Origin of the sequence: Peptoniphilus genitalis (assembly GCF_023614525.1) — a bacterium.
Taxonomy (GTDB): domain Bacteria; phylum Bacillota; class Clostridia; order Tissierellales; family Peptoniphilaceae; genus Peptoniphilus_A; species Peptoniphilus_A genitalis.
Window position 1 is genome coordinate 1749245 of record NZ_CP097885.1, and the last position, 22390, is coordinate 1771634.

At 33.0% G+C, this 22390-nt stretch carries 18 protein-coding genes; all 18 read left to right on the forward strand.

The annotated features are described in order from the left end of the window. Entirely contained in the window at positions 1 to 408 is a 408-nt protein-coding gene (locus M9426_RS08370; protein WP_060800093.1) for a septum formation initiator family protein, read from the forward strand. A 10-nt stretch (positions 409 to 418) separates the two neighbouring features. Continuing rightward, entirely contained in the window at positions 419 to 2908 is a 2490-nt protein-coding gene (locus M9426_RS08375; protein WP_250341958.1) for a penicillin-binding transpeptidase domain-containing protein, read from the forward strand. Between the two features lie 11 nt (positions 2909 to 2919). Beyond that, positions 2920 to 3870, forward strand: coding sequence for a phospho-N-acetylmuramoyl-pentapeptide-transferase (gene mraY, locus M9426_RS08380; protein ID WP_250341959.1), 951 nt, complete (start codon positions 2920 to 2922; stop codon positions 3868 to 3870). Between the two features lie 10 nt (positions 3871 to 3880). Then, on the forward strand, positions 3881 to 5200 hold the full coding sequence (gene murD / locus M9426_RS08385; protein ID WP_250341960.1) for a UDP-N-acetylmuramoyl-L-alanine--D-glutamate ligase: 1320 nt from the start codon (positions 3881 to 3883) through the stop codon (positions 5198 to 5200). Then, positions 5201 to 6307 carry an FtsW/RodA/SpoVE family cell cycle protein gene (locus tag M9426_RS08390; RefSeq protein WP_250341961.1) on the forward strand — a complete coding sequence of 369 codons (1107 nt, stop codon included), beginning with the start codon at positions 5201 to 5203 and terminating at the stop codon, positions 6305 to 6307. Continuing rightward, positions 6304 to 7383 carry an undecaprenyldiphospho-muramoylpentapeptide beta-N-acetylglucosaminyltransferase gene (murG, locus tag M9426_RS08395; RefSeq protein WP_250341962.1) on the forward strand — a complete coding sequence of 360 codons (1080 nt, stop codon included), beginning with the start codon at positions 6304 to 6306 and terminating at the stop codon, positions 7381 to 7383. Before M9426_RS08390 ends, murG begins: the two co-directional genes overlap by 4 nt. A 4-nt stretch (positions 7384 to 7387) precedes the next feature. After that, entirely contained in the window at positions 7388 to 8239 is an 852-nt protein-coding gene (locus M9426_RS08400; protein WP_195443031.1) for a cell division protein FtsQ/DivIB, read from the forward strand. A gap of 117 nt (positions 8240 to 8356) precedes the next feature. Further along, the gene (gene ftsZ / locus M9426_RS08405) at positions 8357 to 9448 is read left to right on the forward strand and encodes a cell division protein FtsZ (protein WP_250341963.1); all 1092 of its coding nucleotides are present in this window, start codon (positions 8357 to 8359) and stop codon (positions 9446 to 9448) included. A 458-nt stretch (positions 9449 to 9906) separates the two neighbouring features. Then, positions 9907 to 11157, forward strand: coding sequence for a sodium/glutamate symporter (gene gltS, locus M9426_RS08410; protein WP_250341964.1), 1251 nt, complete (start codon positions 9907 to 9909; stop codon positions 11155 to 11157). Positions 11158 to 11298: 141 nt separating this feature from the next. Then, positions 11299 to 11757 carry a transcriptional regulator NrdR gene (gene nrdR, locus M9426_RS08415; protein ID WP_005956710.1) on the forward strand — a complete coding sequence of 153 codons (459 nt, stop codon included), beginning with the start codon at positions 11299 to 11301 and terminating at the stop codon, positions 11755 to 11757. Between the two features lies 1 nt (position 11758). After that, on the forward strand, positions 11759 to 13060 hold the full coding sequence (locus tag M9426_RS08420) for a replication-associated recombination protein A (protein WP_060800103.1): 1302 nt from the start codon (positions 11759 to 11761) through the stop codon (positions 13058 to 13060). 72 nt (positions 13061 to 13132) lie between these two features. Further along, on the forward strand, positions 13133 to 14521 hold the full coding sequence (gene asnS, locus M9426_RS08425; RefSeq protein WP_060800104.1) for an asparagine--tRNA ligase: 1389 nt from the start codon (positions 13133 to 13135) through the stop codon (positions 14519 to 14521). Positions 14522 to 14544: 23 nt separating this feature from the next. Beyond that, entirely contained in the window at positions 14545 to 16956 is a 2412-nt protein-coding gene (gene leuS, locus M9426_RS08430) for a leucine--tRNA ligase (protein WP_250341965.1), read from the forward strand. A gap of 48 nt (positions 16957 to 17004) precedes the next feature. Beyond that, positions 17005 to 17880 carry a YicC/YloC family endoribonuclease gene (locus M9426_RS08435; protein WP_250341966.1) on the forward strand — a complete coding sequence of 292 codons (876 nt, stop codon included), beginning with the start codon at positions 17005 to 17007 and terminating at the stop codon, positions 17878 to 17880. Positions 17881 to 17902: 22 nt separating this feature from the next. Next, positions 17903 to 18523, forward strand: coding sequence for a guanylate kinase (gene gmk, locus M9426_RS08440; RefSeq protein ID WP_005956769.1), 621 nt, complete (start codon positions 17903 to 17905; stop codon positions 18521 to 18523). Next, a complete protein-coding gene (gene rpoZ, locus M9426_RS08445) occupies positions 18520 to 18822 on the forward strand; it encodes a DNA-directed RNA polymerase subunit omega (protein ID WP_148465526.1) in 303 nt (100 codons plus the stop codon). Before gmk ends, rpoZ begins: the two co-directional genes overlap by 4 nt. Position 18823: 1 nt before the next feature. Further along, positions 18824 to 20017, forward strand: a complete 1194-nt coding sequence (gene coaBC / locus M9426_RS08450; protein ID WP_250341967.1) for a bifunctional phosphopantothenoylcysteine decarboxylase/phosphopantothenate--cysteine ligase CoaBC — start codon at positions 18824 to 18826, stop codon at positions 20015 to 20017. A 29-nt stretch (positions 20018 to 20046) separates the two neighbouring features. After that, a complete protein-coding gene (priA, locus tag M9426_RS08455) occupies positions 20047 to 22386 on the forward strand; it encodes a primosomal protein N' (RefSeq protein ID WP_250341968.1) in 2340 nt (779 codons plus the stop codon). Positions 22387 to 22390 lie beyond the last annotated feature (4 nt).

Sequence of the window (22390 nt, forward strand, 5' to 3'; positions counted from 1 at the left end):
ATGGCAAAAAGATTAACTAAAATTTCAAATAAAAGTTATAATATATATAGAAATCGACTTTTAAATAATAGGCCTTTTATTTTTACAATAGCAATTGTTATTATAATATTTGCAGCTGTTATTATTCTTTATTCACAAGTTGCAGGTCTCGACAGGGAAATCTTGAGACAAAAGGCTGAAATTGAAGAATTAAATAAAACAAAAACAACTCTTGTAGGCGATATTAAAGCTGTAAAGTCATCTGCTCAAATAGCAGAAGAGGCAATGTATAAACTTGGAATGGTTTATCCTTCAGAAGACCAAATAGTTTACATTGATTCAGGGGAAGAAGAAAAAGTGGGAGACATTAACTACAACGTATTTTTGAGTCCAATTGTCTCTGTCCTCAGGTCTTTTACAAGAGATTAGGAGGATATAATTGAAAACTAATAAAGTGAAAGCTAGAGATAAAAAAATGAAAAATGGATTTAAGAGCAAGACTAACAATGCCAATAGATTCATATTTGTATTTTTTATCTTTCTAGCTTTTTTGTTTGTAATATTAATCGCAAAACTTCTCTGGATTCAAATAGTCCAGTCAGAAGAATTAACTATCGCAGCCTTAAACCAATTAACAAAGACTGAGGTCATAAACTCTAATCGTGGAATAATCTATGACAGAAACAAGAAAGAGATGGCAATTAACATAACTAAGTGTAATGTCTTTTACGACATGGATTATTTGAAGGAGAGAAAGGACGAAAGCGAAAGTGATTTCAAAAACAGGAAAGAAAAGTTATATGACGAAGATGCAAAAACAATTTCTGATGTAACTGGTATAGACTATGATGAGATTAGGTCCAAGATGGAAGGTGACAAGGTTGTAAGACTTGCTACTAACATTGAAAGGGGCAAGGCCCAAGAATTAAAGGACTTAAGATTACAAATTATAAAAGAAAATAAAGAAAAAAAAGATAATAAAAAATCCAACCTCATTCCTATGTCTATAGATGATGTAACAAGAAGGCTATATCCATTTAACAACTTGGCATCTTATGTTATTGGCTTTACTAATGATGAAAATGTGGGTCAATATGGGATTGAGGCATCCTTTGACGAAGAATTATCAGGGATCTCTGGAAAGAATGTATCTTTAAAGGACAACGCTTCAAATAAAATTCCTCTTACAGATGAGGAAACCTATGCACCAAAAGAAGGTTATTCTGTAGTTTTATCAATTGATTCAAACATCCAACAGTTTGCAGAAACTGCAGCTTTACATGCAAAAAAGGAAAATATGGCAGACAAGGTTTCTATCATAGTTCAAGATACTATGACTGGAGAAATCTTGGCGATGACAACTAAGGATGACTACAACCTAAATGATCCAAGGGCACCTCTTAATGAAAAGCAAGAAGAGGAGTGGGATAAATTAAGTGAAGAAGAAAAGATGGACATCCTCTACGACAACTGGAGAGACTTTAATGTCAATGACCAGTATGAGCCCGGTTCAATTTTTAAACTTATAACAGCAGCTGCTGCAATAGAAGAAAACACAGCCCAACCTGATTCACAATATGTTTGTAACGGAGCAATGGTTATGGGCAATAGTAGGTTAACTTGTACAAGCCGCACTAGGGGGAAAAAGACTCTTGCCAAGGGCATAGAAGAATCCTGTAACATGACTATGATTCAAGTCGGTCAAGACTTGGGAGCTGAAAAGTTCTTAAAGTATATCAAGGCCTTTGGTTTTGGTAAAAAAACTGGAATAGAGCTTTATGGTGAATCCATTGGTATTGTTCCAAGGTCCTATAAGGATATAAGTAAGGTTAATCTAGCAACAATGTCCTATGGACACTCAATTGCTGTGTCTCCTATACAACTTATAAATGCAGTAAGTGCAATCTCCAATGGAGGTTTCTTAAATAAACCAACTCTTATAAAGGAAATAGTAGATGCCAATGGTAATGTAATCGAAAGAAAAAGACCTGAGCTTAGGAGAAGGGTAATATCTGAGGGAACTTCTGACAAGATGAAGATGATGATGAGAAGAGTAGTCGAAAAGGGTACAGGTCAGCGTGCACAAGTACCGGGATACATCGTTGGAGGTAAGTCTGGTACTGCTAATATTGCAACACCTACTGGTTATCTTGAAGCCTATAACTCATCCTTTGTTGGTGTAGCGCCTCTAAATGATCCGAGATTAACAGTTCTTGTTGTTATTAACAATCCTAAGGGAGGGATACTTGGTAGTGTAGTTGCAGCTCCAGTAGTTCAAGATGTATTGGAAAAGTCTCTTAACTATATGAAAATTCAAAAAACTGAAGAAGTTGATGAAAAAGATGAGTTTATTTCTGTTCCAAATGTAGGAGGACTCCTTCTTGAAGATGCAGGAAAGATATTAATTGATTCTGGACTTAGGTTTAACAACAATTCAGAAAATGTCTTACCATATTCTGTTGTTACTAACCAAAGTCCATCGGCAGGATCCTATGTATTAAAAGATACTATAGTTGACCTTGCAGTTAATGATAAGGACAGTGGTCTATTAATAATGCCTGACCTTAGCAAGAAGACTAGAAAAGAAAGCCAATCTATTTTAAATTCTATGAATTTAGAGTATAATATCAAGGGAAATGGCGACTTTATATCACAAAGTCCAAGACCTGGACAAAAATTAAGTGGCAGCGAAAGCGTCACACTTAATTACTCAAAAATAGATGAGGATTTTGATAAGCCTAGTGAAGAAAATTCTAACAATAAGTCTTTTAATGAGGAAAAAAATTATAATAGTGAAAAAAAGTCTGAAGTAAATAAGAAGAATAAAGAAAACAATAAAGAAATTAAGAAATCTAAAAGTAAAAAGAAAAAATCTAAAGAAAATTTAGAAAATAATAACAAAGAAAGTAATAAAAATAAAAGGGATTAGGTTAAAGTATAATGAATTATTTAATTAATATAGGTTTGGGATTTGTTCTCTCCATAGTCTTGGGAAGACTTATAATTCCAATATTAAAAAGATTACACGCAGGACAAAGTATAAGAGAAGATGGACCTCAGTCTCACTTGGTAAAAAGTGGGACTCCAACAATTGGTGGTTTAATATTTTTAGCATCAGTAATAATAACTAGCCTTGTAACTGCAAATTTCAAGTTGTCAGTTTTAATGATACTATTTTCAACTCTTGCCTTTGGGGCAGTAGGATTTATTGATGACTACATCAAGGTTGTTATGAAGAGGAATCTTGGCCTACGTGCTTACCAAAAGCTACTTCTTCAAATCTTAGTTGCGGTTATTTTAATAATTTATCAATACAATTCTAAGGAAATGGGAACAGACCTTTATATTCCATTCTTAAAAGATTATAGGTCAATAGGATTTCTTTATATTCCTTTTGTGATTTTTGTAATTGTTGGAACAGTAAATTCAGTAAACTTAACTGACGGACTAGATGGTCTTTCATCTAGTGTGACAATTATCTGTCTTATGTTTTTCAATTTTGTAGCAATTAAATTTCAAAGATATGAAATTGCAGGATTTTGCTTAGCACTAGCAGGAGCTCTAATGGGCTTCTTACACTATAACAAGTTTCCAGCTAAGGTATTTATGGGAGATACAGGATCTCTTGCCCTAGGTGGAGCAATATCTGCAATTGCACTTCTTTTAAATGTGCCCTTAATTTTACCTATTGCTGGTGGAATTTATTTTATAGAAACACTTTCAGTTATAATTCAAGTAGTTAGTTTTAAAACTAGGGGGAAGAGAGTTTTCCTTATGTCACCGCTTCACCATCATTTTGAACACAAGGGATGGCATGAGAAAAAAATAGTTGCAGTATTTTCATTAGTAGAAGTTATACTTTGTGTGATTTCCTACTTAATTTTATTTTAGGTGATTTAAGATGTTAGAAAACAAAAATATATTAATAATGGGTTTTGGTGTTACTGGAAAAACAGCCCTAAAGTTTTTAAAAGAATTTCCATGCAAAATTTATGTCTATGATAGCAATCAAGACCTACAAAAATTAAATGTTGAAGAAGATTTTATTATTTTCAAAGATGAAGATCTTGATAATATTGATTTAATAGTAAAAAGTCCAGGAATTTATCCCTTCCATGAACTTTTAGAAAAAGCTAGGGAAAAGAATATTGAAATTATTTCTGATATTGAGCTTAGCTATAGAAACTTAAAAACAAAAAATGTACTTGCAGTTACTGGTACTAATGGAAAGACTACAACAACAACAATTCTTGGGGACATCCTAAGAAGGGTAGCAAAGACTTATGTTGTTGGAAATATTGGTAGAGGAATTCTTGAAATAACTAGAGAAGCCAAGCCTGAAGATTATGTTGTAATAGAAGCATCTTCCTTCCAATTAGAGAATACCGTAGATTTTAAACCACACATTGCAGTGCTAACTTATGTTACAAGTGACCACTTGGACTGGCACAAGACTAGACAAAACTATGTAGATGCTAAGTTTAAGATTTTCAAAAACCAAGATGAAAATGACTTTGCAATTTTAAATTATGAAGACAAAGAACTTGCAGAAAAATATAATTTAAAGGCAGAAAAATATTATTTCTCTATGGAAAAAACCTCTGAAAAGGGAGCCTACCTTGACCAAGGTAAAATTTATTTTACCGATGGAGATAAAACTGAAGAAATTTTAGATGTTAAAGACATAAAGATTCCTGGAGATCATAATATAAGAAATATTATGGCTGCAGTAATTGCATGCAAAATTTTGAAGATTGATTTAGACGTAATAAAAAAATCAATTGCATCTTTTACTGGAGTTGAACACAGGATTGAATTTGTAAGAGAAGTTGATGGAGTAAAATATTATAACGACTCTAAGGGAACTAACCCAGACTCTACTGAAGTTGCTGTAGCTGCCATGGATGGAGATGTAGTCTTAATCGCTGGCGGTTATGACAAGGGCGCAGATTTTGATAATTTAATAGAAAAATCTAAGGATAAATTAAAGACAGCAATTTTATTTGGTCAAACAGCAGAAAAAATTTCCAATTCATGTAAAAATCATGGAGTAGAGTTTTATATTACAGAGGACCTAAAAAAAGCAGTAGAGCTTGCAAAAAAACTTGCCATTAAGGGTGATGATGTTTTGCTTTCACCAGCATGCGCTTCATGGGATATGTATAAGAGTTATGAAGTGAGGGGTCAACACTTTAAGGACCTTGTAAAAGAGTTGATGTAGATGAAGTTAAAAAAGGAAATAAAAGATATTGACTTGATGCTTCTTCTGGCTACAATTTTTCTAATTGTAATTGGTCTTGTAGCAGTTACATCAGCTTCCTTTCCAACGGCAAAAAAATACAATCTTAACAGTTTCCATTATTTGGCAAGACAATCGGGTTTTTTAGTGATAGGTATTATAGCCCTTTTTATGATAATAAAAATGCCAAGAGCAGTGATTTATAAAAATATTGAATGGATATTTCCTATGAGTATCATTTTAATACTTCTTTTATGGTCACCACTTGGGGACAAGTCAAAGGGACAGGTAAGATGGCTAGATTTAAAAATAATTAGATTTCAACCGTCAGATATTTTGAAATTGTCTTCAATAATATATTTAGCAAAGTACTTGGCTAAGAATATCTACTCCCTAAGAGATAGAAAGACTTTTTTAATGGCAGTAGGGATAATGGGTATTTCTGTTGGACCAATTATGATCAAGGACTTCTCAACTGCTGTCGTTATTGGTGTAGCACTTTTTGCTATCCTATTAGCAAGTGGAATTACAAAGAAACAGTTTATGTTTTTGGTGGTACTAGGGATAGGATTAATATTTGTAATCCTAAAGGACCCTGAGAATAAGTTTAGAATGATGAGAATTCTAGGATTTGTATCTGATTCTACAGACTACCAATCAGCAGCCCTTTATCAATCAAGGCAGTCCTTATATGCCTTTGCCCTAGGAGGCTATTCTGGTGTAGGTTTATTTAGGTCTAGACAAAAGTACACTAACCTACCAGAAGCCTATACTGACTTTATTTTTTCTGTAATTGCAGAAGAATTTGGTTTTATTGGAACTTTTATAGTAATATTATTATTTATAATATATATTTACAGGGGATACATGATTGCTTTTAAGGCAACTAATTATTTTGATAAGTTTACAGCTATTGGTATGACAACCTACATTGGTATCCAAGCCTTTTTTAATATGGGGGTTTGTGCAAAGATCCTACCAGTAACTGGTATAACTTTACCCTTTATTTCTTATGGGGGTACAGCTCTTGTAATGGCACTTGTATCAACAGCAATATTATTAAAAATTTCGAAAGAAGGCACACTATGAAATACATTTTATCCGGTGGCGGTACTGGGGGACATATATATCCTGCCCTAGCAATTGGAGAAGAAATTAAAAAGAAGGATAAGGAAGCAGAGATTCTTTATGTTGGAAAGAAAAATTCCTTAGAAGAAGAATTAGCTAAGAAGTATAATTTTGACTTTAAGGGAATTGATATTTCTGGTCTTCCAAGAAAAAAATTAAACAAAGATACAGTTATAACTTTCTTTAATCTCATGAAGGGATTGAGGGAGTGTAACAAGATACTTAATAACTTTAAACCAGACTATGTAATTGGAACTGGTGGCTATGTTTGTGCTCCAATAGTTTTTAAGGCTCAACAAAAAAAGATAAAGACAGTAGTACAAGAACAAAATGCCTACCCAGGCAAGACTAATAAAATTCTTGCCAAGAAGGCTGACTATGTTTTTATTAACTTTGAGGAAGCTAAAAAGTATTTGGACAATGACAACATCATCTTCACAGGTAATCCGGTAAGAGATGTATTCTCTCATTTAGATAGAGCTAAATCTAGAGAAGGATTAAATATTAAAGACCAAGAAAAATTTGTATTTTCCTTTGGAGGATCCGGTGGACAAGAATCAACAAATGATGCAATTTTAGAAATCCTAAAAGAAAACAAGGAACTTCCCTTCAAGTTAACTCATGTTACTGGTAGGGAACATTATAAAGCTTTTATGGAAAAGCTAGATGAACTTCCTGATAATGTAGAAATATTAGATTACACACATAAAGTTTATGATTACCTATCAAGTGCTGATCTTGTTATAGCATCATCATCTGCTATGACTCTTGCAGAAATTTCTGCACTAGGTCTTGCATCTATTTTAATTCCAAAGGCTTACACTGCAGGCAATCATCAATACTACAATGCCATGAGTTACAAAAACATGGGTGCTTCTACAGTTATTGAAGAGAAGGACTTAAATGGTAAGACACTTTTAGATGAAATAAATAAAATTCTTGATGATGATAAGAAAAGAAATGAGATGGCGAAAAATTCAAAAAAACTCGCTAGTCCTAAAGCTGTTTCAAAAATAGTAGATATTATTTTAAAGTGATTTTATGAAAAAGATGGAAAAGAAAAAAAGAAAACTGAATAAAAAGAAAAGATATTTTAGAATTTTTAGCAGGTTTTTTATATTCTTTTCCTTCATTTTTTTGATAATTTTTGCACTAAAAAACTCAAATTTTTTTAATGTGACAAGTATCAGCATAGAGGGTAACAAAAATGTAAGTGCTGCTAAAATAAAAAAAGTTTCTGGCTTACATAAGGGAAGTAAATTTTTTGTCGTATCAAAAAAAGACAGAGTTAAAAAACTAAAAAGCGTTCCCTATATAGAAGATGCTAAGATTTCTTACAACTTAAAGGGAAGAGTGACAATTAGGGTAAAGGAAAGAGTTCCTTATTACCAATTAGATGTAAATGACTACTTATTAGTTGATGATAACTTTAGAATTCTTGAAAACTCAGATAAAAAAAGAGACAACTTAGTTAATTTATCTGGTTTTAATGTAGAAAACCCACAAGCTGGTAACTATATACTTACAAACAAAGAAGACCGAGAGAAGAGAGATCTCTTATTAGAACTAAGAAATGACGAGTACTCACTTCGTGGAAATATTAGAGACATAGAACTTCTTGATTCTATTTCAACCTTTACTACAGTTGATGGAATTAAAATTGAATTTGGATCATATTCTAATATTGACTACAAACTAAAGATGCTTTCCTTAATTTTAAAGGATATTAGCACTACAAATAAAAATGCAATTTTAATTCAAATGGAAAAGGGAGACAGCCCAATTCTCATTACTGATGGAGAAACAGATTCTAAATCAGACCAAGAAGAAAACAAAAAATTAAAAAAAGAAGAAAACAAAAATAAATCTTATAGAGAAATAAATCAGGATTAGATAAAATACAATTTAAAGGACACTTTTAACCTTTATATATTGACTATTCCACACTATTTCTATAAAATGGTAGTAATGAATATAAAAATAATTATTTAGTATACGAGGAGGATGTTTATGTTGGAATTCGATATGGACCAAGACGATTTTGCCAAAATTAAAGTAGTTGGCGTTGGTGGCGGCGGAAATAACGCTGTTAATAGAATGATTGACGCTGGTGTAAAGGGCGTTGAGTTTTTAGTATTCAACACTGATAGACAAGCACTTAAGAATTCAAATGCTGAAACAAAAATTCAACTTGGAGAAAAAATTACTAAGGGACTTGGAGCAGGTGCTAACCCAGAAATTGGTGAACAAGCTGCTGAAGAATCTTTAGATGAAATTAGAGAAGCACTAGATGGTGCTGATATGGTATTTATCACTGCAGGAATGGGTGGAGGTACTGGTACTGGTGCTGCTCCTGTTATTGCAGATGTAGCAAAAGAATTAGGCCTACTTACTGTTGGTGTTGTTACAAAACCTTTTACTTTTGAAGGTAGAAAGAGAGCAAAATCAGCTGAATTAGGTATTAATGCTCTTAAGGGAAAAGTTGACACATTAGTTATAATTCCAAACGACAGACTTCTAAGTATTGCAGATAAAAAGACTAGCTTCTCACAAGCCTTTGAAATGGCAGACGATATATTAAAACAAGGTATTCAAGGTATCTCAGATCTAATATCTGTTCCTAACCTTATCAACCTTGACTTTGCAGACGTTAAGACAATTATGTATGACAAGGGCATTGCTCACATGGGTATTGGACGTGCATCTGGTGATGACAGAGCAACAGAAGCAGCTAAACTTGCAATAAACTCTCCTCTACTAGAAACTTCAATCGAAGGAGCAAAATCTGTTCTTCTTAACATTACAGCAGGTTCAGACCTTGGTATTTTTGAAGTTAATGAAGCAGCTGATCTTATTAGAGATTGTGTATCTGAAGATGCTAATATTATCTTTGGTGCAGGAATCGACGAATCACTTAAGGATGAAGTTAAGATTACAGTTATAGCTACTGAATTTGATCAATACAAGGATGACAAGAAAGATAAAAAGGATAAAAAGCTAGATTTAGGTCAAAAATCTCCCATCGAATCGCTTGAAGACAATGATGATGAAGATAATGGAGAACTTAAAATCCCTTCTTTCTTAAGAATTAATAGAAAATAATTTAATTAAAGATTTAGGACATTGGAGACAATGTCCTTTTTTTATTGAAAAATTTATTAGATTGATTAAAAAATTTTCATCAGCAGTGTTTAAATAAAAAATAAAATTATATTTTCAAGTACAAGCTTATCAATTTAGTTAAAAAAGTAGAAATAGTTTAGAAATTTTTTAATACAAAATCATGAAGAATAGATACACAATTACATTCAATGAAAATGTTTTTACAAGAATAATTTAAAATCAAAAACTATATTCGATTATAAAAGCATCAAAATAAATTAAATGTAAAAAACTCAAGAATTAATGATTACTAATCGGTAAAAAATTATAAATTAATTTATAATACTAACAAAAAATAATAATAAAATTAAACTTTAGAAAAAAAATAAAAAAATTTTTATTTTTTAAATTTTATTTGTTATAATATCCCTTGTGCGAAAAAATTAAAGGAGGTAAAAATGAATTTTTCATTTAACTTAATGCAAACGGTAGGATTTGCAATTATGGTTTACTACATAGGTAAATATTTAAGAAGTAAGATTAACTTTTTTCAAAAGTTTTGCGTCCCAGCACCAGTAATTGGGGGATTTTTATTTGCAATTATTAGATTCTTATTGCAAATTGGAGGCATAGCAACTTTTGAATTTGATCAAGCACTACAAAATCCATTTATGATGGTATTCTTTACTGCAATTGGTGTTGGGGCTGACCTTGACACATTAAAGAAGGGTGGAAAGGGATTCTTAATATTCTGGTTAATTTCAGCAATATTAGTTCTAGGACAAGATACTATAGGACTTGTTCTTGCTAAGGTATTAGGACAAAATCCTCTTCTTGGACTTATTTGTGGTTCAGTTACTATGGTTGGTGGTCACGGATCAGCAGGAGCTTGGGGAAGTACCTTTGCTCAATTAGGTCTTGATAATGCAAAGACTTTTGGACTTGCAGCAGCAACTTTTGGTGTTATCATGGGATCTTTAATAGGAGGACCAGTAGGATCAACACTTATTAACAGAAAGAATCTTTCTGGAAATAAGAGTAAATCTTCAAACTACGATGATGTTCTTGAAAACTTAGAAGAAAACAACGCTGGTGATGGCTATGAAAGGGTAATACCTCTTCAAGCTGGAGACTTCATTAAAGTTCTTGGACTAATCTTCGTATCAATTGGATTTGGTTCAATACTTCAAGAGTTCATAAGGACTCACGTATCAATCATGGGCAAAGAATTAAACTTACCAGCATACGTAACTTCAATGATTATTGCAGGTATCTTTGTTAACACAATTGGCAAAGAAGGACGTCTTATGGTTAACCAAAGAGCTAACTCTATTTGTGGAGACGTTGGACTAAATGTATTCCTAGTAATGGCTTTAATCGATATTAACTTAATTGACCTTAAAGAAGTTGCAGGACCAATGCTTGTTATCCTATTTGCTCAAACTATATTTATGATTTTCTTTGCTTATGTTATAACATTCTGGGCAATGGGCAAAAATTATGATGCAGCAGTACTTGCTGGCGGTATGTGTGGATTTGGTATGGGTGCTACTTATAACGCCCTTGCTAACATGGACTCAATTACTGAAAGATTTGGTCCATCACCAAAGGCATACTTCATCCTTCCAATGGTTGGAGCTTTTGCAATTGATATTACAAACTCAGTATTTATAACAATATTCTTAAATATTGCACAAAGTATTTCATAAGATTTTTTATTAAACCAAAATTAATTAGCTGGGCCTTAGGGCTCAGCTTTTTTATATTGTCTTGTAATTGATTAATAAATTTTTAAGTGATATTATTAGTTAAATGGTCCTTTTGGACCTTATTTGAATGAGGTGAAAAGTATGAAATGCCCTTTTTGTGGATACGATGACTCCAAAGTATTAGATACAAGACCAACTGATGAAGGTAATACAATTAGAAGAAGACGTGAATGTTTAAAATGTCAAAAGAGATTCACAACCTATGAAAAAATTGAACAGTCACCAATTATGGTAATAAAAAAAGATGGAAACAGACAGGCCTTTGATAGGGAAAAAATTATTAGGGGAATGATTAAGTCCTGTGAAAAGAGACCTGTTTCTGCTGCTGATATAGAAGAAGCCGTTAATAATATAGAAAAGAAAATTGAAAACTCTATGAAGAAGGAGATTAGTTCTCTTGAAGTTGGAGAAATGGTAATGGATGAGTTAAAAGATCTTGATGAAGTTTCTTATGTTAGGTTTGCATCCGTATATAGAGAATTCAAAGACCTTCAATCCTTTATTGACGAATTAGAAAACTTTGTAAAAAAGAAGAATTAATATGGATTTATTCGAACTTAGTATGCAAAAAAATTTGGAGACCAAGGCCCCTCTTGCTGATAGGATGAGGCCAAGGACTCTAGAAGAATTTTTTGGTCAAGACCATATTATTGGAGAAGGGAAATACCTTTCAAGATTAATAAAAAGTGATAGGCTAACTTCAGTTTTATTTTACGGTCCTCCTGGTGTTGGGAAGACAACTCTAGCAGAAATTATTGCTAGGACCACAAACAAAAACTTTGTAAAACTCTCTGCTGTAACTTCGAATTTAAAAGAACTACGAGAGGTCTTATCCAAGGCTGAAGACTCTATGAAGTTTGACAACGTAGCAACTATAGTTTTTATTGATGAAATCCACAGGTTCAATAAGAGTCAGCAGGATGCTCTTTTGCCTTTTGTTGAAAGGGGAGTAATAAGTCTAATTGGTGCTACAACTGAAAATCCTTACTTTGAAGTAAATAGGGCTCTTTTATCCAGGATGCAAATAATAAACTTACATCCACTTGAAGATAAAGACCTTGAAGATATGATGGGTAGGGCTCTAAGTGACAAAGAACGTGGACTTGGAAAGAAGAATATAGTAATAACTGAAGAAGCAAGGCATATTTTAATAAAAAACTCCAATGGAGATGGAAGATATTTATTAAATAGCTTAGAAATTGCAGTTCTTTCCACAGATCAAGTTGATGGGAAAATTTTAATTGATAGAGATGTTATTGAGAACTCACTACTTATTAAAAACGTAAAGTACGATAAGAATAACAACGAGCACTATGACACAATCTCGGCCTTTATTAAGTCTATGAGGGGTTCTGATCCTGACGCTGCTTTGATATATCTTGCAAAGATGCTAGAAGGCGGCGAAGATATAAAATTTATTGCAAGGAGACTTATAATTTTTGCATCAGAAGATGTGGGAAATGCAAATCCAGAAGCTATACAAGTAGCTGCAGCTTGTTTTAACAATATAAATGCAGTGGGGATGCCTGAAGCAAGAATAATTTTGGCACAAACAGCTACTTATCTCGCAACTTCAGAAAAATCTAACGCAGCTTATCGTGGAATAAATAAGGCTATGGAAGATGTAAAAAAATCAAATAACATTGATATACCAAAGTATATAAGGGATAAGAGAAACCCGCAAAATGAAACTGATGAAAAATACTTATATCCACATGATTATGAAAATGCCTATGTGGATCAAAAATACATGCCAGATAATTTTAAGGGAAAAAAATATTATGAGCCAAAAGAAATTGGCTATGAAAGAAATATAAAAGATTATTTAGATAGTTTAAAGTGAGTAAAATTGACAAACAGGGCAATTAATTATATACTTAACAATTAAGTAAGAAATTGAAAATTAGGAGGAATTATGTCAATTAGCATTAGAGATATATTTAAGAATCCAGAAGATTTTTTAGATAAAGAAATAGTATTAAGTGGTTGGGTGAAAACATCTAGGGCTTCAAAAAACTTTGGTTTTATTGAACTCACTGATGGAACAGTTTTTAAACCAATTCAAGTTGTTTATGGTAAAGAGTTAGAAAACTTCGACGAAGTTGAAAAATTTCCAATAAGCTCTTCACTTGAAATAAGCGGAAAAATTGTTAAATCACCTGGAAAAAACCAATCTTTTGAATTACAAGCAAATAAGATAGAAGCAATCTGTTCATCAGATCCATCTTACCCGCTTCAAAAGAAGAGACACACAATGGAATATCTGAGAACAATAGCTCATCTACGTCCAAGAGCAAACACATTTAATGCTGTTTTTAGAGTTAGATCACTAATTGCCTATGCAATTCATAAGTTCTTCCAAGAAAAGGGATTTGTTTACGTACATGCTCCAATTATTACAACTTCAGATGCTGAAGGAGCAGGAGAAATGTTCCAAGTGACAACTTTAGATATTGATAAGATTGCTAAATCTGAGCCAACAGAAGTTGATTATTCTAAGGACTTTTTCAACAAAAAGACACATCTAACAGTATCTGGACAATTAGAAGCAGAAGCTTTTGCAGAAGCTTTTAGAGATATTTATACATTTGGACCAACTTTTAGGGCAGAAAATTCAAATACACAAAGACATGCTGCAGAATTTTGGATGATTGAACCAGAAATGGCCTTTGCTGACTTAAATGTAAACATGGACGTGTCAGAAGAAATGTTAAAATACATTATTTCCTACGTACTTGAAAATGCACCACAAGAAATGGAATTTTTCAACAACTTTATTGACAAGGGTCTACTTGAAAGACTCCACAATGTTGTAGAAAATGAATTTGCTAGAATAACTTATACAGAAGCTATTGAAATTCTTGAAAAGGCTGACAAAGAATTTAACTATCCAGTAAGCTGGGGAATTGACCTACAAACAGAACATGAAAGATACATTACAGAAGAAGTTTACAAGAAACCAGTTTTTGTAACTGACTATCCAAAGGAAATCAAAGCCTTCTATATGTATGAAAATGAAGATAAAAAAACTGTTGCAGCTATGGACCTATTAGTACCAGGAGTTGGTGAAATCATTGGAGGAAGCCAAAGAGAACACAGATTTGATGTTCTTGAAGAAAAAATGAAAAACATTGGAATGGATATGGATAATTACGATTGGTATTTAGATTTAAGAAGATACGGATCTGTAGTTCACTCAGGATTTGGTCTAGGATTTGAAAGAGCAGTAATGTATATTACTGGAATGAAAAACATAAGAGACGTAATTCCATTCCCAAGAACTGTTGGAAATGCTGAATTTTAATTTTTGAAATTTTAGGAGTTATTATGAATAAATATACACCAAGTGAAATAGAAAAAAAGTGGCAAGACTTTTGGGATGAACATGAATCCTTTGTATGTGAAAATAATTCAGACAAGGAAAAATTTTATGCTCTAGTTGAATTCCCTTATCCATCTGGACAAGGACTTCACGTAGGTCACCCAAGACCTTATACTGCCCTTGATATAGTTTCCAGAATGAAGAGAATGCAAGGATATAACGTACTTTATCCAATGGGTTGGGATGCCTTTGGACTACCAACAGAAAACTATGCAATAAAAAATAAAATTCATCCAGCACTTGTTACTAAAAACAACATTGCTCACTTTAAGAAACAATTAAAGTCAATAGGTTTTTCCTTTGACTGGTCTAGAGAAATTAACACAACTGATCCTGAATATTATAAATGGACACAATGGATTTTCTTACAACTTTATAAAAAGGGACTTGCTTATAAGAAGGAAATGCCAATTAACTGGTGCCCATCATGTAAAGTAGGACTTTCCAACGAAGAAGTTGTTGGTGGAAAGTGCGAAAGATGTGGTGAAGAAGTTGTAAGACGTGTTAAGAGCCAATGGATGCTTAAGATTACTGAGTACGCAGATAGACTTATTGAAGACTTAGACGATCTTGACTTTATAGATAGGGTTGTAACACAACAAAAGAACTGGATTGGTAGAAGTGAAGGAGCAAGTATAAACTTCTCACTTAAGGACTACGATGAAAAACTTGAAGTTTTCACTACAAGGCCAGATACAATTTACGGAGCAACTTACATGGTAATTGCACCGGAACATCCATTAATTGAAAATCACGCTGACAAGATTGAAAACTTAGAGGAAATAAATGCCTATAAGGCAGAATGTGCTAAGAAGAGTGACTTCGAAAGAACTGAACTTGAAAAAGATAAATCTGGTGTAGAAATAAAAGGAATTAAGGCAATTAATCCTTTAACTAACAAAGAAATTCCAATTTGGATTTCAGACTATGTTCTAATGACTTATGGAACAGGAGCTATTATGGCTGTACCTGCCCATGATGATCGTGACTATGACTTTGCAAAGAAGTTTGGTCTTAATATTGTTCCAGTAATTGAAGGTTCAGATGTATCAGAACATGCAAATACAGAAACTGCCACCGGAAAAATGATTAACTCAGGTATCCTAGATGGACTTGAAGTTAAAGATGCAATAGCTAAAATGATCGACTATCTTGAAGAACACAAGCTTGGAGATAGAAAAATTAACTATAAATTAAGAGACTGGGTATTCTCAAGACAAAGATACTGGGGAGAACCAATTCCTATAGTTCACTGTGAAAAATGTGGTTATGTAGCTCTTCCTGAAGAGGAACTTCCACTTCTACTTCCAGAAGTTGAAAACTATGAACCAACTGACTCTGGCGAATCTCCTCTTGCTAAGATGACTGATTGGGTTAACACTACTTGTCCAAAATGTGGTGGACCAGCAAAGAGAGAAACTGATACAATGCCACAATGGGCTGGATCATCTTGGTACTTCTTAAGATATACTGATCCTCACAATGATGAAGCACTTGCTAGTAAGGAAGCTCTTGAATATTGGACTCCAGTTGATTGGTACAATGGTGGTATGGAACATACAACTCTTCACCTACTATACTCAAGATTCTGGCACAAGTTCCTATACGATATTGGTGTTGTTCCAACTAAAGAACCATACCAAAAAAGAACTTCTCACGGAATGATTCTTGGTGGAAATAATGAAAAGATGTCAAAATCTAGGGGAAATGTTGTAAACCCAGATGATATTGTTAGAGATTATGGTGCGGATACATTAAGATGTTATGAAATGTTTATTGGTGACTTTGAAAAACCTGTACCTTGGTCAGAAAATGGTGTTAAGGGTTGTAGAAGATTCTTAGAGAGAGTTTGGAATCTACAAGAGATTGTTGTTGATGGCGATGAATACAGTAAAGAATTAGTTACTGATATCCACAAGACTATTAAAAAAGTTACAGAAGATTATGCTAACTTAAAAGCCAACACTGCAATTGCACAACTTATGACTCTTTCCAATGAATTTAGTGACCTTGGTAAGATTACTAAGGAAGACTTTAGAACTTTCTTAATTTTATTAAATCCAGTTGCACCTCACATTACAGAAGAATTATGGGAAGTTTGCAACCTAGGTGGAGTATTATCAGAACAAACTTGGCCAATATTTGAAGAAGAATTAACTATTGATAATGAAATAGAAATTCCAGTTCAATTTAATGGAAAAGTTAGATATACAATTAATATTGAAAGAGATGCTTCACAAGATACAGTATTTGAAATTGCAGAAAAGGATGAACTTTTCGCTAAGAATATTGATGGAAAAAATGTTGTTAAGAAAATTTATATTCCAAATAAGATTGTAAATATAGTTGTAAAATAAAATGAAAAGCACTTTTTAGTGCTTTTTGTTCTTTATGAGGAGTAATTTATGAATAGCATGACTGGCTACGGCCTTTTTGAAAAAAAGTGTGAAGATTTTTATATAAAAGTGGAGATGAAATCTGTTAACAACAGATATCTCGACACGAATGTCAGGATGCCTGGCTCAATTATGTATGCAGAAGAAGCTGTAAGATCTTTTATTAAGTCAAAAATCAAAAGAGGCAAGGTTGATGTATTCATAAACTTTGAATACTTGGACTCAAGCCAGGTTGAAATAGATATTGACTATGAGCTTTTAAATAAGTATATTAGTATAAGTAAAGAATTAGAGGAAAATTATGGATTAAGCTCAGACTTATCTTTCTCTAAGATTATGAAGGACTCAAATATAGTAAAAGCTCAAAAAGCTGATTTTGATGGCGACTATATTAAGGAAGAACTTTTAAAGGTTCTCGACGAAGCTGCCAAAGATTTTCTCAAATCAAGAGCCTTCGAAGGTGAAAAGATTAGGGAAGATTTTAAAATCAAGCTCGATGAAGTTGAAAGACTTACTTATTTTGTTGAAGAAAGAGCTCCAATAAGCTTAAAAGAAAATGAAAACAGATTGAGAGAAAGAGTAGCTGAATTTCTACAATCAAGTGAAGTAAATGAAGATAGGATTTTGACAGAAATAGCAATAATGCTTGATAAACTTTCAATTGATGAAGAAATTACAAGGCTTAAAATCCATATTCAAAATTTTAATGATATAATAAATGAAGAGGGACCAATTGGAAGAAAATTAGACTTCCTAATTCAAGAATTGAATAGGGAAGCTAACACCATAGGTTCAAAATCCAATGATATAGAAATTACAAGTGCTGTTGTAATGCTAAAATCAGAAATAGAAAAATTGCGTGAACAAGCGCAAAATGTTGAATAATAAAAATTAGGATGGTGATTATTTGGACGGCGGATTTTTATTAGTTTTATCAGGTCCTTCTGGTTCCGGAAAGGGAACAGTAAGTGAAGCTCTAATGAAAAATAATGACGATATTATTTTCTCAACTTCTGTTACTACTAGGACTCCTAGACCAGGAGAAGTTAATGGCGAAAACTACTTTTTTGCCACAAGAGAAGAATTTGAAGAAATGGTAGAAAAGGATGAGCTTTTGGAGCATGCCTTTGTTCACACTAACTACTACGGAACACCAAAGAAGTTTGTTTTTGATGAAATAGAAAAGGGAGAAATTGTCCTTCTTGAAATAGATGTACAAGGCGCCCTTCAAATCAAAGAAAAGTATAAGGAAGCAGTTTTCATATTTTTAATTCCGCCTACTATGGATGAATTAAGATCTCGTCTAGTTAAGAGAGATACAGAAACTGAAGATGAAATTGAAACAAGATATAGAAATGCCTTTAGAGAACTTGATTTCGTAGGAGAATATGACTACTTTGTTATTAACGATGTGATTGATAATGCTGTAAAAGACATTGAAACTATTATAGCAGCTGAAAAACTTAGGGTTAAAAGGCACAAAAATATTAAGAAGGAAGTTCAAGCAGAAGAGGAGAGAAGCAAATGATTATACCATCTTTTAAAGAATTAAAAGAAGTTGCAGATTCAAGATATGAACTTGCAATCTTAGTATCAAAGAGAGCAAGAAAGCTTATAGATGGAAACCCAGCTCTTGTTGATACAGATAGCGATAAGCCAGTTACAATAGCTATCGAAGAAATCATGGCTGGTAAAATAAAATTTGGAGAAAGATTAAGTGATTCAGAATACGAAGAAAAAATCGCTGAAGAAAAAGAAAATCTTATCCAAGAAATCAAACAAAAAAAGATTGAAGATTTAAATAAAGAGGAAGTAGAAGAGGAATAAGATGCTAAAAGGTAAAAAAATTCTACTTGGAGTAACAGGTGGGATTGCGGCTTATAAGTCACCAGGTATTTGCAGTCTTTTGAGAAAACTAGGGGCAGAAGTAAAGGTCGTAATGACAAAGAATGCCACTGAATTTGTAACCCCTCTTACTTTTCAAACTATGTCTAACAATGTGGTACATGGTGAAATGTTTAACCAACTATTTAACATGGATGTTGAGCACATATCTCTTGCTAAGTGGGCAGATATAATTGTTATAGCTCCAGCAACTGCAAATATTATTGGAAAATTTGCCAATGGAATTGCTGATGATATGTTATCCACAGTCCTAATGGCATCAAGGTCTAAGGTAATCTTGGCTCCTGGAATGAATACGGTAATGCTTAATTCAGAAGCTAATCAAAAAAATATGCAAGCTCTTAGAGACAGGGGAGTTTTAATCTTAGACACTAAAGAGGACCTTCTTGCATGTAACGACTATGGTAGTGGTAAGATGCTGGAGCCTAGCGAAATAGTTGATGAAATTGATAGGGCTCTTACTGAGAAAGATCTTGAAGGCAAACACGTTGTAATAACTGCTGGACCTACAAGAGAAGCACTTGATCCAGTTAGGTTTATTTCCAATTACTCTTCAGGTAAAATGGGTTATGCTCTTGCTGACAATGCAAAAAAAAGAGGAGCAAAGGTAACTCTTATTTCTGGACCAACAAAAATAGAAGTTCCAAAGGTTGATAACTTTGTTAGAGTAGATTCAACTCGTCAAATGTTTGATGCTGTTGGAAAATACTTTGATGACTGCGACATATTAATTAAGGCAGCAGCTCCAAGTGATTATAGACCAAAGACTTATAGTGAAGAAAAGATTAAAAAAGGTAGCGACAGTCAGATGAATCTTATTGAGATGGAAAAAAATCCTGACATTGCCGCACACTATGGCAGTCTAAAGAAAAACCAAGTTATAGTTGGATTTGCAGCTGAGTCGACTAACATCTATGAGTATGCAAAAGAAAAACTAATAAAAAAGAATTTTGATATTATAGTTGTTAACAATATAAAAAAAGAAGGCGCAGGTTTTGGTAGCGACACTAACATAGTTTCTATTATTTCACGAGACAAGACTGATGATTTAGAAATTATGAGTAAGACTGAACTTGCAAGAGAAATTTTAGATAGGGCAAAAAAACTTATGAGCTAGAGAAATCTAGCTCTTTTGTGGGTGAAGATATGTTTGCAGATATTTTTATAGAAAATAATTTTCAAAAAATTGATAAACTTTATACATACATAGTAAAAGATGATGTTCAACCTGGTATGCGAGTACTCGTAAATTTTGGCAAATCTTACCGAGTTGGTATCGTCCTTTTTTTACATGAAAATTACTCTGGAAATCACCTAGAAAAGTTAAAGGAAATCCATTCAGTCCTTGACGATGAACCAATAATATCTGAGGACTTAATAAAACTTGGACTCTGGATGAAAGAAAGGTACATTATCGGTTATTCAAAGGCCTTCTCTCCAATTTTACCACCAGGAAACCTTCAAAGAATTAAAAAGAAAATTCTTGTGGAGAAGTATCCCCATGGCAAAGACCTGGAAGATTTAAATTCTGTTGACTTATCAAAATACTTTGAAGACTTAAGTGATGATGAAAAAATTCTTATTAAGAGATTAAGGACAAAGGGATATATAAAATATATTTACGATTCACTTGTGACTATAAAACCAAAGCTTGTGAACTATTTAAAAATTTCAAAGAATTTTGATCCAAAAAATCTTGAGGGCATAAGCGAGAAGCAAGCTCAGGTTTTTAATTTTATAAAAGATAAGAAAGATATATCTAGGGCAGATGTAATGAAGGATTTAGATATTTCTTATTCCCCAATTAAGAGTTTAATGAAAAGAAACTTAATTGAAGAATATAAAAAAGAGGTAAATCGAGAACCTGTGGAAAATCCTTATAAAACAAATAAGTTGGCATTAAATGATGAGCAGCAGGAAGCTTTAAAAAGCATACAAGAGACTGATAAAGTTGTGTCTCTTCTTCATGGTCTAACTGGATCAGGCAAGACTGAAGTTTATTTAAATTTAACCTCAAAGGTCATAGAAGATGGTGGCCAAGTTATTGTCCTTGTACCAGAAATTGGTTTAACACCACAAATGATTGAGAGATTTAAATCTTGGTTTGGAAATGAAGTGGCAATAATCCACTCTAAGCTCTCAGCAGGTGAAAGATATGATGAATATAGGAAGGTCCTAAATGACCAGGTAAAGGTCGTAGTTGGAGTGAGGTCTGCCGTATTCGTTCCTTTTAAAAATTTAAAAATGATTATTGTTGACGAGGCTCACGACTCTTCCTATGACTTTCACGACAACTTAAAGTACGACACCATAGAAGTTGCTATAAATAGGATGAAGGATAGAGGTAAGGTGGTTCTTGGATCTGCAACTCCTTCAGTGGAATCCTATTTCTATGCCAAGAAGGGATTTTATAATCTTTGCCAATTAAAAAATAGGGCAAAGAAGGGAGCCTTTCTACCCGATACAGAGATAGTTGACATGAGAGATGAACTAACTATGGGTAACGTCTCAATATTTAGTAGAGAATTAAAAAAAGCTATAGAAGAGAAGATAAACAACAAGGAGCAAATCATCCTATTTTTAAATAGAAGGGGCTTTTCTAACTTTATTTCTTGTAGGTCTTGTGGAGAAGTTATAAAGTGTGACGACTGTGACATATCTATGACCTATCACAAGGCAAAGAATAGGCTAATATGTCACTATTGTGGAAAGACAAAAGCTTTACCTAAGTTATGTCCTTCATGTGGATCGAAATTTATAAAACAATTTGGAGTTGGAACCCAAAGAGTTGAGGAAGAAGTCAAAAAATATTTTCCAGAGGCTAGAGTTCTAAGGATGGACAGAGATACAACTGGGAAAAAAAACTCCTTTAATGAATTTTATGAAAAGATAAAGAATAAGGAAGCTGATGTAATTATAGGCACTCAAATGGTTTCAAAGGGATTTGACTTTGAAGATGTAACTCTTGTGGGTATAGTAGCAGCAGACATGTCCTTATACATTTCTGATTACAAGGCAAGAGAGAGAACCTTCCAACTTATTACTCAAGTTTCTGGAAGGGCTGGTCGTGCATCAAAGAAGGGGAAAGTGATAATTCAAACCTACAGTCCTGACAGTGAAATCATAAATTACTCTGCTAAGGGAGATTATGAAGACTTCTACCAGTATGAAATTGAAGAGAGGAAGACTTTCTTGTATCCTCCTTATACAAAATTAATTGAACTTGAATTTTCATCCTATGATGAAAACCTAACTCAAGTTTGGGCAGAAAAGTTTTTACAACAAATGTCTATTGACTTAAAGGGAATGGATATTATGGTTACAAAATTTATTAAGATGCCAAGGATAAAAAATATTAACAAGACTAAATTTTCCCTCAAAGTCAAGCCTAAGGACCTTGGATTGTTAATTGAAGGTCTTAATAGGGTAATAAATAACAGTAAGATAGAAAATGAAAGAAAAATTATTTTAAATATAGAATTTTAGGTGG